This is a genomic window from Microbacterium sp. GXF7504, from assembly GCF_054798235.1.
On record NZ_JBSJZI010000002.1, the window covers coordinates 57,646 to 71,955 of the forward strand.

Annotated in this window: 13 protein-coding genes; 9 read left to right on the forward strand and 4 right to left on the reverse strand. The window is 71.5% G+C overall.

Going from position 1 to position 14,310, the window contains the following annotated elements; translation table 11 throughout:
* Positions 1–4 precede the first annotated feature (4 nt).
* The gene (locus tag ACWAUO_RS04360) at positions 5–1,837 is read right to left on the reverse strand and encodes an AMP-dependent synthetase/ligase (protein WP_460773393.1); all 1,833 of its coding nucleotides are present in this window, start codon (positions 1,835–1,837) and stop codon (positions 5–7) included.
* A gap of 147 nt (positions 1,838–1,984) precedes the next feature.
* On the opposite strand from ACWAUO_RS04360, the gene ACWAUO_RS04365 reads away from it, so the two are divergent.
* From ACWAUO_RS04365 to ACWAUO_RS04375, 3 genes are read left to right on the forward strand one after another with little or no spacing between them, the layout of a single operon-like run.
* The gene (locus ACWAUO_RS04365; RefSeq protein ID WP_460774350.1) at positions 1,985–2,935 is read left to right on the forward strand and encodes an ROK family glucokinase; all 951 of its coding nucleotides are present in this window, start codon (positions 1,985–1,987) and stop codon (positions 2,933–2,935) included.
* A 4-nt stretch (positions 2,936–2,939) separates the two neighbouring features.
* Positions 2,940–3,647 (forward strand): lysophospholipid acyltransferase family protein, encoded by a 708-nt coding sequence (locus ACWAUO_RS04370; protein WP_460773394.1) that lies wholly within the window; start codon positions 2,940–2,942, stop codon positions 3,645–3,647.
* 4 nt (positions 3,648–3,651) lie between these two features.
* Positions 3,652–4,989 (forward strand): class II 3-deoxy-7-phosphoheptulonate synthase, encoded by a 1,338-nt coding sequence (locus ACWAUO_RS04375; RefSeq protein ID WP_460773396.1) that lies wholly within the window; start codon positions 3,652–3,654, stop codon positions 4,987–4,989.
* Positions 4,990–5,151: 162 nt separating this feature from the next.
* Here the strand turns inward: ACWAUO_RS04375 and pknB are convergent, their stop codons facing one another.
* Together pknB and ACWAUO_RS04385 are read right to left on the reverse strand one after the other, a co-directional pair.
* Complete coding sequence (gene pknB, locus ACWAUO_RS04380; protein WP_460773397.1) at positions 5,152–7,107, reverse strand: Stk1 family PASTA domain-containing Ser/Thr kinase; 1,956 nt, start codon at positions 7,105–7,107, stop codon at positions 5,152–5,154.
* Positions 7,108–7,163: 56 nt separating this feature from the next.
* A complete protein-coding gene (locus tag ACWAUO_RS04385; RefSeq protein ID WP_460773399.1) occupies positions 7,164–8,141 on the reverse strand; it encodes a LysM peptidoglycan-binding domain-containing protein in 978 nt (325 codons plus the stop codon).
* Between the two features lie 144 nt (positions 8,142–8,285).
* Here ACWAUO_RS04385 and ACWAUO_RS04390 point away from each other — a divergent pair, with 144 nt between their 5' ends.
* A complete protein-coding gene (locus ACWAUO_RS04390) occupies positions 8,286–8,633 on the forward strand; it encodes an Rv2175c family DNA-binding protein (RefSeq protein ID WP_460773400.1) in 348 nt (115 codons plus the stop codon).
* 42 nt (positions 8,634–8,675) lie between these two features.
* Here ACWAUO_RS04390 and ACWAUO_RS04395 read toward each other — a convergent pair whose 3' ends face one another.
* Positions 8,676–9,770, reverse strand: a complete 1,095-nt coding sequence (locus ACWAUO_RS04395) for a polyprenyl synthetase family protein (protein ID WP_460773401.1) — start codon at positions 9,768–9,770, stop codon at positions 8,676–8,678.
* A gap of 65 nt (positions 9,771–9,835) precedes the next feature.
* Here ACWAUO_RS04395 and ACWAUO_RS04400 point away from each other — a divergent pair, with 65 nt between their 5' ends.
* From ACWAUO_RS04400 to ACWAUO_RS04420, 5 genes are all read left to right on the forward strand, one after another.
* A complete protein-coding gene (locus tag ACWAUO_RS04400; RefSeq protein ID WP_460773403.1) occupies positions 9,836–10,201 on the forward strand; it encodes a DUF3040 domain-containing protein in 366 nt (121 codons plus the stop codon).
* Positions 10,202–10,432: 231 nt separating this feature from the next.
* Positions 10,433–10,864 carry a division/cell wall cluster transcriptional repressor MraZ gene (mraZ, locus tag ACWAUO_RS04405; RefSeq protein ID WP_460773404.1) on the forward strand — a complete coding sequence of 144 codons (432 nt, stop codon included), beginning with the start codon at positions 10,433–10,435 and terminating at the stop codon, positions 10,862–10,864.
* A gap of 102 nt (positions 10,865–10,966) precedes the next feature.
* Entirely contained in the window at positions 10,967–11,920 is a 954-nt protein-coding gene (gene rsmH, locus ACWAUO_RS04410; RefSeq protein ID WP_460773406.1) for a 16S rRNA (cytosine(1402)-N(4))-methyltransferase RsmH, read from the forward strand.
* Positions 11,917–12,516, forward strand: coding sequence for a hypothetical protein (locus ACWAUO_RS04415; RefSeq protein WP_460773407.1), 600 nt, complete (start codon positions 11,917–11,919; stop codon positions 12,514–12,516). The genes rsmH and ACWAUO_RS04415 overlap by 4 nt, the downstream gene beginning before the upstream one ends.
* Positions 12,517–12,520: 4 nt before the next feature.
* Entirely contained in the window at positions 12,521–14,302 is a 1,782-nt protein-coding gene (locus ACWAUO_RS04420; protein WP_460773409.1) for a peptidoglycan D,D-transpeptidase FtsI family protein, read from the forward strand.
* Positions 14,303–14,310: the final 8 nt, after the last annotated feature.

Consider the following 14,310-nt stretch of genomic DNA (forward strand, 5'->3'; position numbering starts at 1 on the left):
TCGGTCAGGACAGCGACACGTTCGTGGTGTTCACCGGCACCTCGTAGATCGCCTCGACGTCGGCGGCGTGGTCCTGCAGGATCACGTTGCGCTTGATGCTCATCTTCGGGGTCAGGTGCCCGCTCGCCTCGGTCCACTGCGTGGGCAGGATCGTGAACTTGCGGATGGACTCGGCGCGGGACACCGTCTTGTTCGCGGTGTCGATCGCACGCTGCACCTCGGCGTGCACGGCCGGGTGCTTGGCCGCATCCTCAAGCGACATGGATCCGTCCAGCCCGTTGTTGGCGAGCCACGTGGGCAGCATCTCCGGGTCGAGCGTGATGAGCGCGGCGATGAAGGGCTTCCGGTCGCCGACCACGACGACCTGGCCGACGATCGGGTTCGCGCGCACCGGGTCCTCGAGGGCGGCCGGGGCGACGTTCTTGCCGCCGGCGGTGACGAGGATCTCCTTCTTGCGGCCCGTGATGGTGAGGAAGCCCTCGCTGTCGAACGTGCCGAGGTCGCCGGTGCGGAACCACTCGCCGTCGAACGCCTCGGCGGTCGCCTCGGGGTTGCGCCAGTACTCCTTGAAGACGTTGACCCCGCGGACCTCGATCTCGCCGTCCTCGGCCAGGCGCACGCCGACGCCGGGGATCGCCGGGCCGACCGTGCCGATCTTCGAGCGGGTGGCGAGGTTCACGGTGGCCGGCGCGGTGGTCTCGGTGAGGCCGTAGCCCTCCAGGATGTGGACGCCCAGGCTGTGGAAGAAGTGCCCGAGGCGCGGGCCCAGCGGTGCGGAGCCGGACACGGCGTACTTCACGTTGCCGCCCATCGCGGTGCGCAGCTTGGCGTAGACGAGCTTGTCGAACAGTGCGAACTTGATCTTCATCCCGAGCGGGATCTTCTCGCCGTCCTGCAGCCGACGGGAGTGCTCGACCGCGACCGCGGCGGCGGCGCGGAAGATCTTGCCCTTGCCGCCGGCCTCGGCCTTCTGCTCGGCCGAGTTGTAGACCTTCTCGAACACGCGGGGGACAGCCAGCAGGTAGGTCGGCTTGAACGAACCGAGCGCGGCGAGCAGCTTCGAGGTGTCGGGCTCGTGACCGGTCTTCACGCCGGCGTGGATGTTCAGGATCGCGATGAAGCGGGCGAAGACGTGCGCGGTCGGCAGGAACAGCACGGTCGACGCGCCGGGCACCTCCACGACCTCGTGCAGTGCCTGCGCGGAGTTGCGGGCGAGCTCGACGAAGTTGCTGTGCACGAGCACGCAGCCCTTCGGGCGACCGGTGGAACCGGAGGTGTAGATGAGGGTCGCGATGTCGGAACCCTTGGCGAGGTTGCGGCGACGCTCGATCTCCTCGTCGGTGACCTCGGCGCCCGCGGCCGAGATGCGGTCGAGGTCGCCCGCCTGCATCTGCCAGGTCTCGCGGATGAGCGGCAGGTTGTCCCGCACCTCGGCGAGGCGCTCGGCGTGCGCCGCGGTCTCCACGAGGCACGCGATCGCGCCGGAGTCGGTGAGGATCCACTCGATCTGACTGGCCGAGCTCGTCTCGTAGATCGGCACCATCACGGCGCCGGCGTAGAAGAGGGCGAAGTCGACGAGCGTCCAGTCGTACGTGGTGCGCGCGAGGAACCCGACCTTCTCGCCGGGCTGGATGCCCGCGGCGACGAAGCCCTTCGCGAGGGTGATCACCTGGCTCCGGAACTCGGCGGCGGTGATGTCGCGCCAGCCGTCGCCGTCGGGGACGGCGAACAGGGCGCCGTTCGGCGTCGCGGCCACCCGCTGCTCGAGCAGGTCGGTGATGTTGTCGTCCGGTGCGGCGGGGACGATTGCGGGGATGTCGAACTCTACGACGCTCATGACGGCAGCTCCTTCGGTACCGGGCGGGCAGGTGGTCTGCCTGAGTCTAGCCATGGGGTGGAACTGAGTCCCACTCCATCGTGGCACGAGTTTCCGTGGAGGGTGGCCGACTACGCTAGGTGGGTTGGTCGAACGAAAGGTGACGTGGTGCGTGCAGTAGGGATCGACATCGGCGGGACGAAGATCGCCGGCGCCGTGGTCGACGAGGACGGCCGCATCGTCGAGCGGGCGCGGGTCGCGACCCCGTCGGCCGTGAGCGGGATCCAGCACGTCGTCGCCGACATGATCACCTCCCTCGCCGGTGGCGAGGACGCCGTCGCGGGCGTCGCCGCGGCGGGCTTCATCGACCGCGACCGGTCCAAGGTCTACTTCGCGCCGAACATCGCCTGGCGCGACGAGCCGCTCCGCGACCACCTGCAGCAGCTCACCGGCGTGCCCGTGCTCGTCGAGAACGACGCCAACGCCGCCGGCTGGGCCGAATACGTCTACGGCGCGGGGGAGGACCTCTCCGACGTCGTCATGCTCACCCTCGGCACCGGCGTCGGCGGCGCCGTCGTCATCGACGGGACGCTGCTGCGCGGCGGTCACGGGATCGGCGCCGAGCTCGGGCACATGCGCCTGGTCGCCGACGGCCGCACCTGCGGCTGCGGGCAGCGCGGCTGCCTCGAGGTGTACGGCTCGGGCCGTGCGCTGCAGCACGAGGCCGAGGAGATCGCCACGGATGCGTCGTTCGGCATCGGGGCGGCGCTGCGCGCCGTCAAGGACGCGCACGGCAGCATCCCGGGGGAGGAGATTTCCCGGCTCGTCACCGAGGGCGACCCCGGCGCCCGTGAGGCGCTCCGCCGGATCGCGGTCGCCGTCGGCACCGCCTGCGGCAGCCTCGCCGCCGTGCTCGACCCGCAGCGCTTCGTCATCGGCGGCGGGGTGTCGCAGCTCGGCGACATCCTGCTGGGCCCCATGCGGGAGGCGTTCGCGGCGCACATGCCCGCGTACGGCTCGCGACCCGTCGCCGACTTCGCGGTCGCGCGGCTCACGAACGACGCGGGCGTGATCGGCGCCGCGGACCTGGCGCGCCGCACCCTCACCGCGGGAGGATGATGCGGTGTTCTACTGGCTGATGAAGTACGTGCTGGTCGGCCCGATCCTGAAGGCCGTGTTCCGGCCGTGGATCGTGGGCCGTCGGAACGTGCCCGCCAGTGGGGCCGCGATCATCGCCAGCAACCACCTGTCCGTCTCGGACTCGGTGTTCCTGCCGCTCATGCTCGACCGGCCGATGACCTTCCTCGCCAAGAGCGACTACTTCACCGGGCGGGGCCTCAAGGGCTGGGCGACCCGCGTGTTCATGAAGGCCACCGGGCAGATCCCCATCGACCGCTCCGGCGGCAAGGCGTCCGAGGCGGCGCTGAACACGGGCCTGCAGGCGCTCGGCCGCGGCGACCTCCTCGGCATCTACCCGGAGGGCACCCGCAGCCCCGACGGCAAGCTCTACCGCGGGCGGACCGGCATCGCGCGCATGGCGCTCGAGGCGAAGGTGCCCGTGATCCCCGTCGTCATGGTCGACACCGACGAGATCATGCCGATCGGCAGCACGCTGCCGCGCATCGGCCGCGTGGGCATGATCATCGGCGAACCGCTCGACTTCTCCCGGTACGCCGGCTTCGAGGGCGACCGCTTCGTCCTGCGCTCGGTCGTGGACGAGATCATGGTCGCACTGCAGCGCCTGGGCGCCCAGGAGTACGAGGACGTCTACGCCAGCACCGTGAAGGACCGTCTCGCGGGACAGCCGGCCTCCGCCGCGCCGCTAGACTGAGCGGATGCAATCGCTGCTCGACGCGCTCGACCACTGGCGTTCCCTTCCCATCAAGCAGCAGCCGCAATGGCAGGACGACGCCGCCGTCGCCGCCGTGTCGGCTGAACTGTCCATCGTCCCCCCGCTCGTGTTCGCCGGTGAGGTGGACAACCTCCGCGACCGGCTCGCCGCCGCCGCATCCGGGCAGGCCTTCCTGCTGCAGGGGGGTGACTGCGCCGAGACGTTCGCCGGCGCCACCGCCGAGCAGATCCGCAACCGCATCAAGACGGTGCTGCAGATGGCGGTCGTGCTCACCTACGGCGCATCCATGCCGGTCGTGAAGATGGGCCGCATGGCGGGGCAGTTCGCGAAGCCCCGCTCCAGCGACACCGAGACGCGCGGCGAGGTCACCCTGCCCGCGTACCGCGGCGACATCGTCAACGGCTACGACTTCACCGAGGCATCCCGCACGGCCGACCCGAACCGGATGCTGCAGGCCTACCACACGGCCGCCTCGACGCTGAACCTCATCCGCGCGTTCACGCAGGGCGGCTTCGCGGACCTCCGCGAGGTGCACAGCTGGAACAAGGGCTTCGCATCGAACCCCGCCAACCAGCGGTACGAGCGCCTCGCGACCGAGATCGACCGGGCCATCAAGTTCATGGAGGCCGCCGGCGCGGACTTCGACGAGCTGCGCCGCGTGGAGTTCTACACCGGGCACGAGGGCCTGCTCATGGACTACGAGCGGCCGCTCACGCGCATCGACTCGCGCACCGGCACGCCGTACAACACCTCGGCCCACTTCCTGTGGATCGGGGAGCGCACGCGCGAGCTCGACGGCGCGCACGTCGACTACTTCTCCAAGATCCGGAACCCCATCGGGGTGAAGCTCGGGCCGACCACGACCCCCGAGACCGCGCTGGCGCTCATCGACAAGCTCGACCCCGAGCGCGAGCCCGGCCGCCTCACCTTCATCACGCGCATGGGCGCCGGGAAGATCCGCGACGCGCTGCCGCCGCTCCTGGAGGCCGTGAAGGACTCGGGCGCGACCCCGCTGTGGGTCACGGACCCGATGCACGGCAACGGCATCACCTCGCAGAACGGGTACAAGACGCGCCGCTTCGACGACGTCGTGGACGAGGTCCGCGGCTTCTTCGAGGCGCACCGCGCCGTCGGCACGTTCCCAGGCGGCATCCACGTGGAGCTCACCGGCGACGACGTGACGGAGTGCCTGGGCGGTTCGGAGCAGATCGACGAGGCGACCCTCGCGACCCGCTACGAGAGTCTGTGCGACCCGCGCCTGAACCACATGCAGAGCCTGGAGCTCGCGTTCCTCGTCGCCGAGGAGCTCGAGAAGCGCTGAGCCGGGCCCGGCGCGGCGCCCCCTCGCCGAGCCACCCCTCTTTCATCGAGCCACCCCTGTTCCCACCGCGGATACAGGGGTGGCTCGCTGATACAGGGGTGGGTCGGCGGTGGGGGCGTCGCCGCATCCGGAGCCGTGCGTGCGCGGCGCTGTGTGGGCGGGTCAGAAGAGCGTGGGAGTGAGGGTGATGGTGCTGCCCTTCGGTGCGCTGGTACCCCCGGTCGGGTTGGTCGCCGCGACTCGGTAGATGTCCCAGTACTTGCCGCCAAGCGGAAGATCGCGGTCCTCGATCCCGGCGTTCACCTTGAACCCGAGCCGCTGCAAGGCGGTCACGGCCTCGCGCACGCTCTTGCCACGGACGTCCGGTACCTCGACGGGTTCCGGGCCCTTCGAGACGCGGAGGGTGACCGTCTCGCCGGGGCGCCAGTTCCCGCCGTCGGCGCGGTCCGCGATGCCGATGACGTCGCCCTTGGCGACCCCGTCGCTGAACTCCTCGACGGCGTCGACCTTCATCCCCGCGTCGTTCAACACGGAGGTGGCCTCGGTCACGCTCATCCCGGCGACGTCGGGCAACGGGCCCTTCGACACCGTGAGCGATGCGCCGTCGCCCTCGTGCACGGTGCACCCCTCGGTGCAGTCGGCGGCCTCGCCCCCGGCGCGAGGGGTGACGGATGCGGCGACCACCGTGTCGGGCGCGGCGTCGGTGAAGACGTAGTCGGGCTCACCGACCGTGACGACGGCGGCGCGCAGTGCTGCGGTGGCGTCGGCGAGGGGGAGCCCGCCGAGCGCGGGCAGGTCGTGCGGCGCCGGACCGAGCGAGACGACGACCCGGACCGTCGACTCCTTGTCCACGCGTGCCCCGCCGTCGGGTTCGGTGCGGATGACGGTGCCCGCGGGCACGTCGAGGTGGTACTCCTCGGCGCGTTCCGCGACGAGGCCGACCTCGCCGAGCGCAGCCTGCGCGTCCTCGAACGTGGCCCCGGCGACGGCGGGCACGCCGACCAGCGAGCCTGGACCGGAGCCGAAGTACCAGCCGGTGCCGCCGGCGACGACCGCGAGGATGAGCACGAGCGCGAGGAGCCACCCGCCGCGGCGGGACCGGCGCTTGGTCGCGGTGCGCAGGAGCGCGGCGTTGTCGACGTCCGTGCCGCCGGTCGGCACCACCCCCGTGACGGTCGGTGCGGGCAGGGCCTTCGTGAGCTCGCCGGAATCGAGGACGTCGTCGACGACCGCCGTGCCGACCGCGAGCGTGCGGGCGACCTGCGGGGCGACGCCGAGCTCGGCTTCGATGTCGCGAAGACGCCGCAGCATCTCGTCGGCGTCGGTGGGGCGGGCATCGGGGGAGCGCTCGGTCGCCCACAGCACCAGCTCGTCGAGCTGCTCGGGGACGCCGGGGTTCTTGGCGCTCGGACGCGGTACCGAGTCGGTGGCGTGCTGATAGGCGATCTGCATGGGCTGTTCGCCCTTGTACGGCTGCTCGCCGGTGAGCATCTCGTAGAGCATGATGCCGAGCGCGTAGATGTCGCTGCGCGCGTCGGCGCTGCCCCGGGTGACGAGCTCGGGCGCGAGGTACGCGATCGTGCCGAGGAGCATCTGCCCGCTCGCGGTGTTCGCCGTGGTGGCGCGGGCGAGTCCGAAGTCGCCGATCTTGATGCGGCCGTCCTCGGCGAGGAGCACGTTCTCCGGCTTCACGTCGCGGTGCACGATGCCGGCTCGGTGGGCGGCGGCGAGTCCGGAGAGGATCGCGTCCATGATCGTGATCGTCTGCGGCACGGTGAGCCGCTTCTGCTCGCGCATGAGCTCGCGCAGTGTGATGCCCGGAAGGTACTCCATGACCAGGTACGCCATGTCGTCGTCCTGACCCTGGTCGAAGACGTTGACCACGTGCGGGTCGGCGAGGCGGGCGGCCGCCCGGGCCTCCTGGATGAACCTGCTCTGGAACACGGTGTCGTCCGACAGGTGCCCGTGCATCACCTTCAGCGCCACCCGGCGCTCGAGGCGCAGGTCGGTGGCGACGTACACCGTCGCCATCCCGCCGCGGGCGATCCTGGCGCGCACGCGGTACCGGCCGTCGACCAGGCGGCCGATCAGCGGATCCGCGCGCTGGCTCGTGTTCACGCTCAGAGTCTACGGAGCCTCTGCCGTGAGCTTGCGGAGCGGCTCGCCCGTTGCGGTCAGCCGAGCACCGAGAGCCACCGCGTCGCGGGGGCCTCCCATGCCGCGTACCGGTCCGGGTAGGCGGAGATCTGCACCGCTTGCGCGGCGTCCGCGAACGACATCGACTCCCAGCCGGGGATGTCGAGCAGACCCCGGGTCGCCGTGCCGTTGGGGTCGGCGGGTCCGCCGTAGAAGGCCCGTGCGGCCCGCCACGGGTCCCGCACCTGCTCGGGCGTGCCCCAGCCGGTCGACGGGCGCTGCTGGAAGAGTCCCAGCGAGTCCCGGTCGCCCCAGTCGAGGTTGCGCAGCCACGACTCCTGCATGGCGGTGCCGAGCGCGATCGCGATGCCGCGGTCGGGGACGCCGAGTTCGCGGCCGACCGCGATGATCACCTGCGCGTTCCCGACCTGTTCCGCGTCGAGCTCGAGCGGCGCGGATGCGGCGGGCTCGGCGGCGGGGGAGGCCGCAGCGGGCGCGGACGCCGGGACGGCCAGCACCTGGCCCGGGTAGATGATCGAGTCCCACGCGAGTCCGTTGGCGGCGAGGACGGCCGGGACGGTCGTGCCCGCCCGTGCCGCGATCGCGCTGACCGTGTCGCCCGCGACCACCGTGTGGGTGGCCGTGGCCGTGGCCGTGGCGGGGGCGGGTGCGGACTGCGGTGCGACGGCGGTCGGCGCCGTGGCGGCCAGCCGGAGGACCTGACCGGGACGGATGATCGACGACCAGCCGAGGCCGTTCGCGTCGAGGACGTCCTGGGTGCGCAGTCCGAAGCGGCCGGCGATCGCGCTCACCGTGTCGCCGTCGACGACGGTGACCTCGGGCGGTGGGAGCTCGGATGCGGGTCGGGGTGCCGCCTGGCGCGGCTCGGCGGTGCGGGCGAGGGCCGGGGCGGGTTCGGCCGCGTGTGCGGGCGGGCCCGCCAGGGTGAGTGCCAAGGAGCCGGCGGCGGCGCCGAGGCCGACGCCGGTGAGACGGTTTCGGGCGTGCGTGAACATGGGCGTCCTCCTGTGGTGGAGCGTCCTTCCGGGGGTCCGGCAACCCTTCCACGGTCCGAGAAGACATGTCAAGGAAGTGGCTCATGTTGCTGATGTGAATACCGGCTCCGTGCCCGCCGCATCCGGTCGTGGGATGATTGCAGCGTGAGCGAAGACAGCACGACCGTGGAGACCACCTGGCTGACGATGCCCGACCTGGTGGAGGCGCTCAGGGAACCGCTCGGCCGCGTCCGGCGCCGGATCGACGACGCTCAGCTCATCGGCTCGCGCCGGAACGGCCCGTTCGCCGTGCCCGCCGTGTTCGTCGTCGACGGTCACCCGCTCGGTTCCCTCCGCGGAACCGTGTTCGCGTTGCGCGACGTCGGGCTCAGCGACGACGAGGCGATCGACTGGCTGCTCGCCTACGACGACACGATCGGCGCGGCGCCGCTGACGGCGCTGCTGGCCGGCCGCAAGAGCGAGGTCCGCCGGGTCGCCCGCACCCTCATCTGACCCGCGTCCGCGCTGCCCCGCACCGGACGGCGGATGCCGCGATCAGGCGCGGCGGTCGGTCGCAGCCAGCGCGAGATCCCGCAGCCGCCCGACCGCGTGCGTGCCGAGCGGTGCGCCCGCGAGCGCCCGGTCGGCCTCCTTCGCGTAGCCGGTGATGAGCGCCTCGACGCGGGCCAGCGCGCCGGAGTCCACGATGGTCTGCTGCAGCGAGCGGATCTGCGCCGCGTCCAGCCGCGGGTCGCCGATGAGTTCGTCGAGCGTCCGCCGCACCCCGACCGGGACCGCCTCGCGGGCGTACGCGACGAGGACCGTCCGCTTGCCCTCGCGCAGGTCGTCGCCGGACGGCTTCCCGGTCACCGACTCGTCGCCGAAGACGCCCAGCACGTCGTCGCGCAGCTGGAAGGCCATGCCGATCGGGTGACCGAAGCCGCGGAGCGCCGCCAGCTGCGCGTCGGACCCTCCCGCGAGCGCGGCACCGATCACGAGCGGCTGCTCGACGCTGTACCGCGCCGACTTCAGCGACGCCACCCGGAGTGCCCGCTCGGCGTGCTCCTCGTCGGGGGAGGTGAGGAACGCCGACTCCTCGGCGATGTCGAGGTACTGACCCACCGTGACGTCCCGTCGCATCCGCGCATACTCCGCGCGTGCGGCCCGGGCGATCGCGGCGGGCTCGTCCACGAGTCCGGACTCGAACAGGTCGTCGCTCCACGCGACGAGCAGGTCGCCGAGGAGCACGGCGGCGGAGCGGCCGAACGCGGCGCCGTCGCCCGCCCACCCGGATGCGGCGTGCGAGGCCTCCAGCGCCCGGTGCGCGGCGGGGCGGCCGCGGCGGGTGTCGGAGTTGTCGATGATGTCGTCGTGCACGAGCGCGGCGGCATGGAACACCTCGAGCGACGCCGCGGCGGCGACGACCGCGTCCGGCACGGCGTCGGTGCGGCCCCGGGTCTCGGCGACGGCCTCCCAGCCGGTCAGACAGAAGCGGGCGCGGAGCCGCTTGCCGCCCTGCAGACCGTCGCGCGCGGCCGCGAGGAACCCGGCGGCCTCCGGGCCCCAGTCGGCCGTGGCCGCCCGTTCGGACGCGAAGAACGTGTCCACTCGCTGGGAAACCGCTTCGATCGCATCCGGGGAGCTCGACACGGCCCTAGCCTAGTCATGGCGGCGACGCGTAGAATTCGAACACTTTCCACATCCGAGGGGGATGCATGCCACTCTCCGAACAAGAGCAGCGACTGCTCGACGAGATGGAGCGCCATCTCATGGGCAACGACGCCGACGTCGTCAGCGCGGGTGGTTCGACGCGCGCCCTGAGCTACCGCAACATCGTCATCGGCTCCCTCCTGGTCCTCGCCGGCCTCGGCGGTCTCGTCGCCGGCCTCTCGACCCAGCTCATCGTCATCAGCGTCATCGGCTTCGTGGTCATGCTCGTCGGCGTCGTCTTCGCCGTCACCCCGTCCCGCCGCGACGTCCCCGTCGCCACCGACCCGGCGCAGCGCACCGCCAAGCCCCGGCAGTCCTCCTTCATGGACCGCATGAACGACCGGTGGGATCGCAGGCAGCAGGGGCGCTGACCCCCTCCACTCCGCTCCACTCAGGCGCCGACCCGACAGGGTCGGCGCCTTTTTCGTGCGCTGACCCGGCGTTCATGGATCGGTCTGCGATCCGCGCGACGCCGGCTGCGCGCGGACGTATCCCTGCGGAAGAGGGGATTCACCGCACATTTGTGTAGTGAAGTGGAGGCAAGTGGAGTAAAGTGGAGGAAACCTCGCGGGGCCGGACGAAGGAGGGCGGGTGATGCTCGGATGCTTCTGGGTACGCACACGCCCAAGCTCGACGACAAGGGCCGGGTCATCCTCCCGGCCAAGTTCCGCGACGACCTCGGTGACGGTGTCGTGATCACCCGCGGTCAGGAGCGCTGCCTCTACGTCTTCAGCACCGCCGAGTTCGAGCGGGTGCACGAGCGGATCCGGGAAGCGCCCCTGACCAACAAGCAGGCACGCGACTTCCTGCGCATGTTCCTCTCCGGCGCCAGCGCCGAGACGCCCGACGGCCAGAGTCGCATCACGATCCCGCCGATGCTGCGGACGTACGCCGGTCTCGAGCGCGAGCTCGTCGTGACGGGCGTCGGCGCGCACGCCGAGATCTGGGACGCGGCGGCCTGGAACGCATACGCCGAGAGCAACGAGTCGATCTATTCGGAGATGGAGCAGGAGGTGATCCCGGGCCTGTTCTGATCCCTCGGTCGCGACTCCCCGCCGCCTCCACCCTGACGTCACTTCCCCGGCGCCAGGTCGGAAGCGGAGGGGGATCGGGACCGAGGGCCAGCCCGACACATCATGGATCCCCGCGACATCCACATCCCCGTCATGCTCGACCGCTGCGTCGAGCTGCTGGCGCCCGCCGTCGCCCGCGACGGTGCGGTCATGGTCGACGGCACGCTCGGCATGGGCGGCCACACCGAGGCCATGCTCGAGCGGTTCCCGGGCCTCCACGTCATCGGCCTGGACCGCGACACCGACGCGCTGCGGATCGCGGGGGAGCGGCTCGCCCGCTTCGGCGACCGCGTCACCCTCGTGCACACGGTGTACGACGGCATCGCCGACGCGGTCGCCGGCGCCGGCTTCGACCGGGTCGACGGCGTGCTCTTCGACCTCGGCGTCTCCTCGCTCCAGCTCGACGAGGCCGACCGGGGATTCGCGTACGCCAAGGACGCGCCGCTCGACATGCGCATGGACCAGACCGCCGGTGTCACCGCCGCCGACGTGCTCGCGACCTACGGCGAGGGCGACCTGCGCCGCATCTTCGAGCGCTACGGCGAGGAGAAGCTCGCCGGCCGCTACGCCCGCGCCATCATCGCCGCCCGCGCGACGGCGCCGATCGTCCGCTCCGCCGACCTCGTGCGCATCCTCGACGACGCGACGCCGGCCAAGCTCTCGCACGCCGGGCACCCGGCCAAGCGGGTCTTCCAGGCGCTGCGGATCGAGGTCAACGGCGAGCTGCAGGCGCTCGAGCGCGCGGTCCCGGCCGCCCTCGATCTGCTCTCGACGGGCGGTCGCATCGTGGTCATGTCGTACCAGTCGCTCGAGGACCGCCTCGTCAAGCGGGTGCTCGCCGCCGCGTCCAGCTCGACCGCGCCCGCAGGGCTGCCGGTCGAACTGCCCGAGCACGCCCCCGCCTTCCGCCTGCTGGTGAAGGGCGCCGAGCTCGCCTCCGACGAGGAACGCGCCCGCAACCCGCGGGCCACGCCGGTGCGGCTGCGAGCCGCCGAACGGATCAGGGAGGCGGCATGAGCGCCGTGACCGGCACACTCGCACACGACACGCGGACGCTGCCGGCGGAGGTGGGCGCGGACCTCCCGCGCCGCCGCCTCACGCCGCTCGAACGTCCCGCCCGCCGGCGCCGCCCCCGCCTCGCCTACGGCATCCTCGCCGTGGCCGGCGCGGTCGCGATCGCCGCGGCCCAGATGCTGCTGTCGGTGCTGTCCACCCAGAGCTCCTTCGAGATCTCCTCGCTGACCCAGCAGCAGAAGGAGCTCACCTGGCAGAAGCAGATCCTCTACGACGAGGTCGCCGGACTCAGCTCGCCGCAGTACCTCGCCGCGAACGCGGCGGCGCTCGGGATGGTCATCAACGAGTCGCCGAGCTACCTGCGCCTCAGCGACGGCGCGATCCTGGGCGCGCAGCTGCCGTCGGAGGCGTCGTCCTCCGTCGACGCGCTCGGCCGGAACCTCGTCTCCAACACGCTCGTCACCGGGACGCCGCTGGTCACCGCGCCGCAGGCCACCGTCGAGGGCCTTCCGGTCCCGGCGACGGATGCCGTCGTCGAGACCGATCCGGCGACACCCCCGCCGCTGACCGACGGCCTGCCCACCCCTGCCACACACTGAACGCATGACGACGAGAAGCACCCGCAGCCCCCGCCGCCGCACCGTCGTCGCACTGGCCGTGGTCCTCGCCGTCCTGGTCGTGTTCACGGTCCGGCTCATCGACATCCAGGTGGTGAACGCCGACGACCACGTCGCCGACTCGCTCTCGATGGGCATCGGCGTCACCAGGGAGACGTACGGGACCCGGGGTTCGATCGTCGACGTCCACGGCAGCACGCTCGCCGGCAGCGTCCTCGAGTACGACGCGCAGCTGGACCCCATGCTCGTCGGCCCGGTCGAGCGCACCCGCCCGGACGGAGAGCGCGAGACGGTCGAGTGGCCGGTCCTCGCCGGCGAGATCGCCGCCATCACCGGGCAGAGCGCCGAGGAGATCCAGCAGATCGTCGCCGACGCCCTCGCGGCGAACCCGGACTCGCGCTACGCCCGGCTCGTGACGGGCCTGTCCACCGAGCAGTACCGGGCCCTCGCCGCGTTGAAGCTCCCGTTCCTGGCGATGTACTCGCATCCGGCCCGCACCTACCCGGACGGCGCCGTCGCCGGCAACCTCATCGGGTTCATGGGCTCGGACGGCGAGCCGCTCGCCGGACTCGAGCTCTCCGAGAACGAGTGCCTCACGGCGACCTCCGGCTCGGTCACCTACGAGCAGGGCGTCGACGGCACGATCATCCCCGGCACCGAACGGGAGACCCCCGCGGTCGACGGCGGCACCCTCACGCTCACGATCGACCGCGACCTGCAGTGGTACATGCAGCAGCTCATCTCCGAGCAGACGCAGAACCTCGGCGCGTTGCACGGGCAGATCATGGTCGCCGACGTCGCCACCGGCGAGGTCAGGGCCGCCGCGGAGTATCCGACGGTCGACCCCAACGACGTCGACGCGACCGCCCCGGAGGACCGCGGCAGCCGCATCTTCAAGGAGTCCTTCGAGCCCGGTTCGACGTTCAAGGCGCTCTCCGCCGCGATCGCGATCGACGCCGGCATCGCGACCCCGTACACGACGGTCCAGGCGGCGAGCCGGGAGAGCTTCGACGGGGGCGTCCGCGTCACCGACTCCACGAACCACCCGGACACGCTGTACACGCTGACGGGCGTGCTCATCGACTCCTCGAACGTCGGCATCTCCAAGCTCTCCGTCCAGCTCCCGAAGCAGACCCGCTACGACTACCTCAAGGCCTTCGGCATCTCGCAGGGCAGCGACATCGGCTTCCCCGGCGAGGTCACCGGGTACCTCGGCGACCCCGACGACTGGGACGCCCAGACCACCTACAACATCGCCTTCGGGCAGGGTGTCACCACGACGCTGCCGGAACTCGTCGGCGCCTACCAGACGATCGCGAACGACGGCCTGCGCGTGCCGCTGAGCCTCATCGACTCGTGCACGCTCGCCGACGGCACCGTCGAGGAGACCGACGCCGGCGACCCGGTCCAGGTGCTCAGCGCGCAGACGGCGATCCAGACGCAGCAGATGCTCGAGAACGTGCTCGTCCAGGGCTCCCTCGCGAAGTCGGTGGAGATCTCCGGCTACCGCGTGGCGGGCAAGACCGGCACGGGCGAGATCGCCGAGAACGGCACCTACAAGCAGGGCGTGTACTTCACCACCCTCATCGGGTTCGCCCCCGCCGACGACCCGCAGTACGTGGTCGCCGTGACGCTCGATCAGCCGACTGCGGTACGCTCTTCTTCGGCCAACGCACCGGCTTTCCAGAAGGCCATGACGCAGGTGCTGAAGACCTTCCGGGTCACCCCGTCGACCTCCGTGGCGGAACTGCTGCCCAAGACCGGTTGATGCGTTCG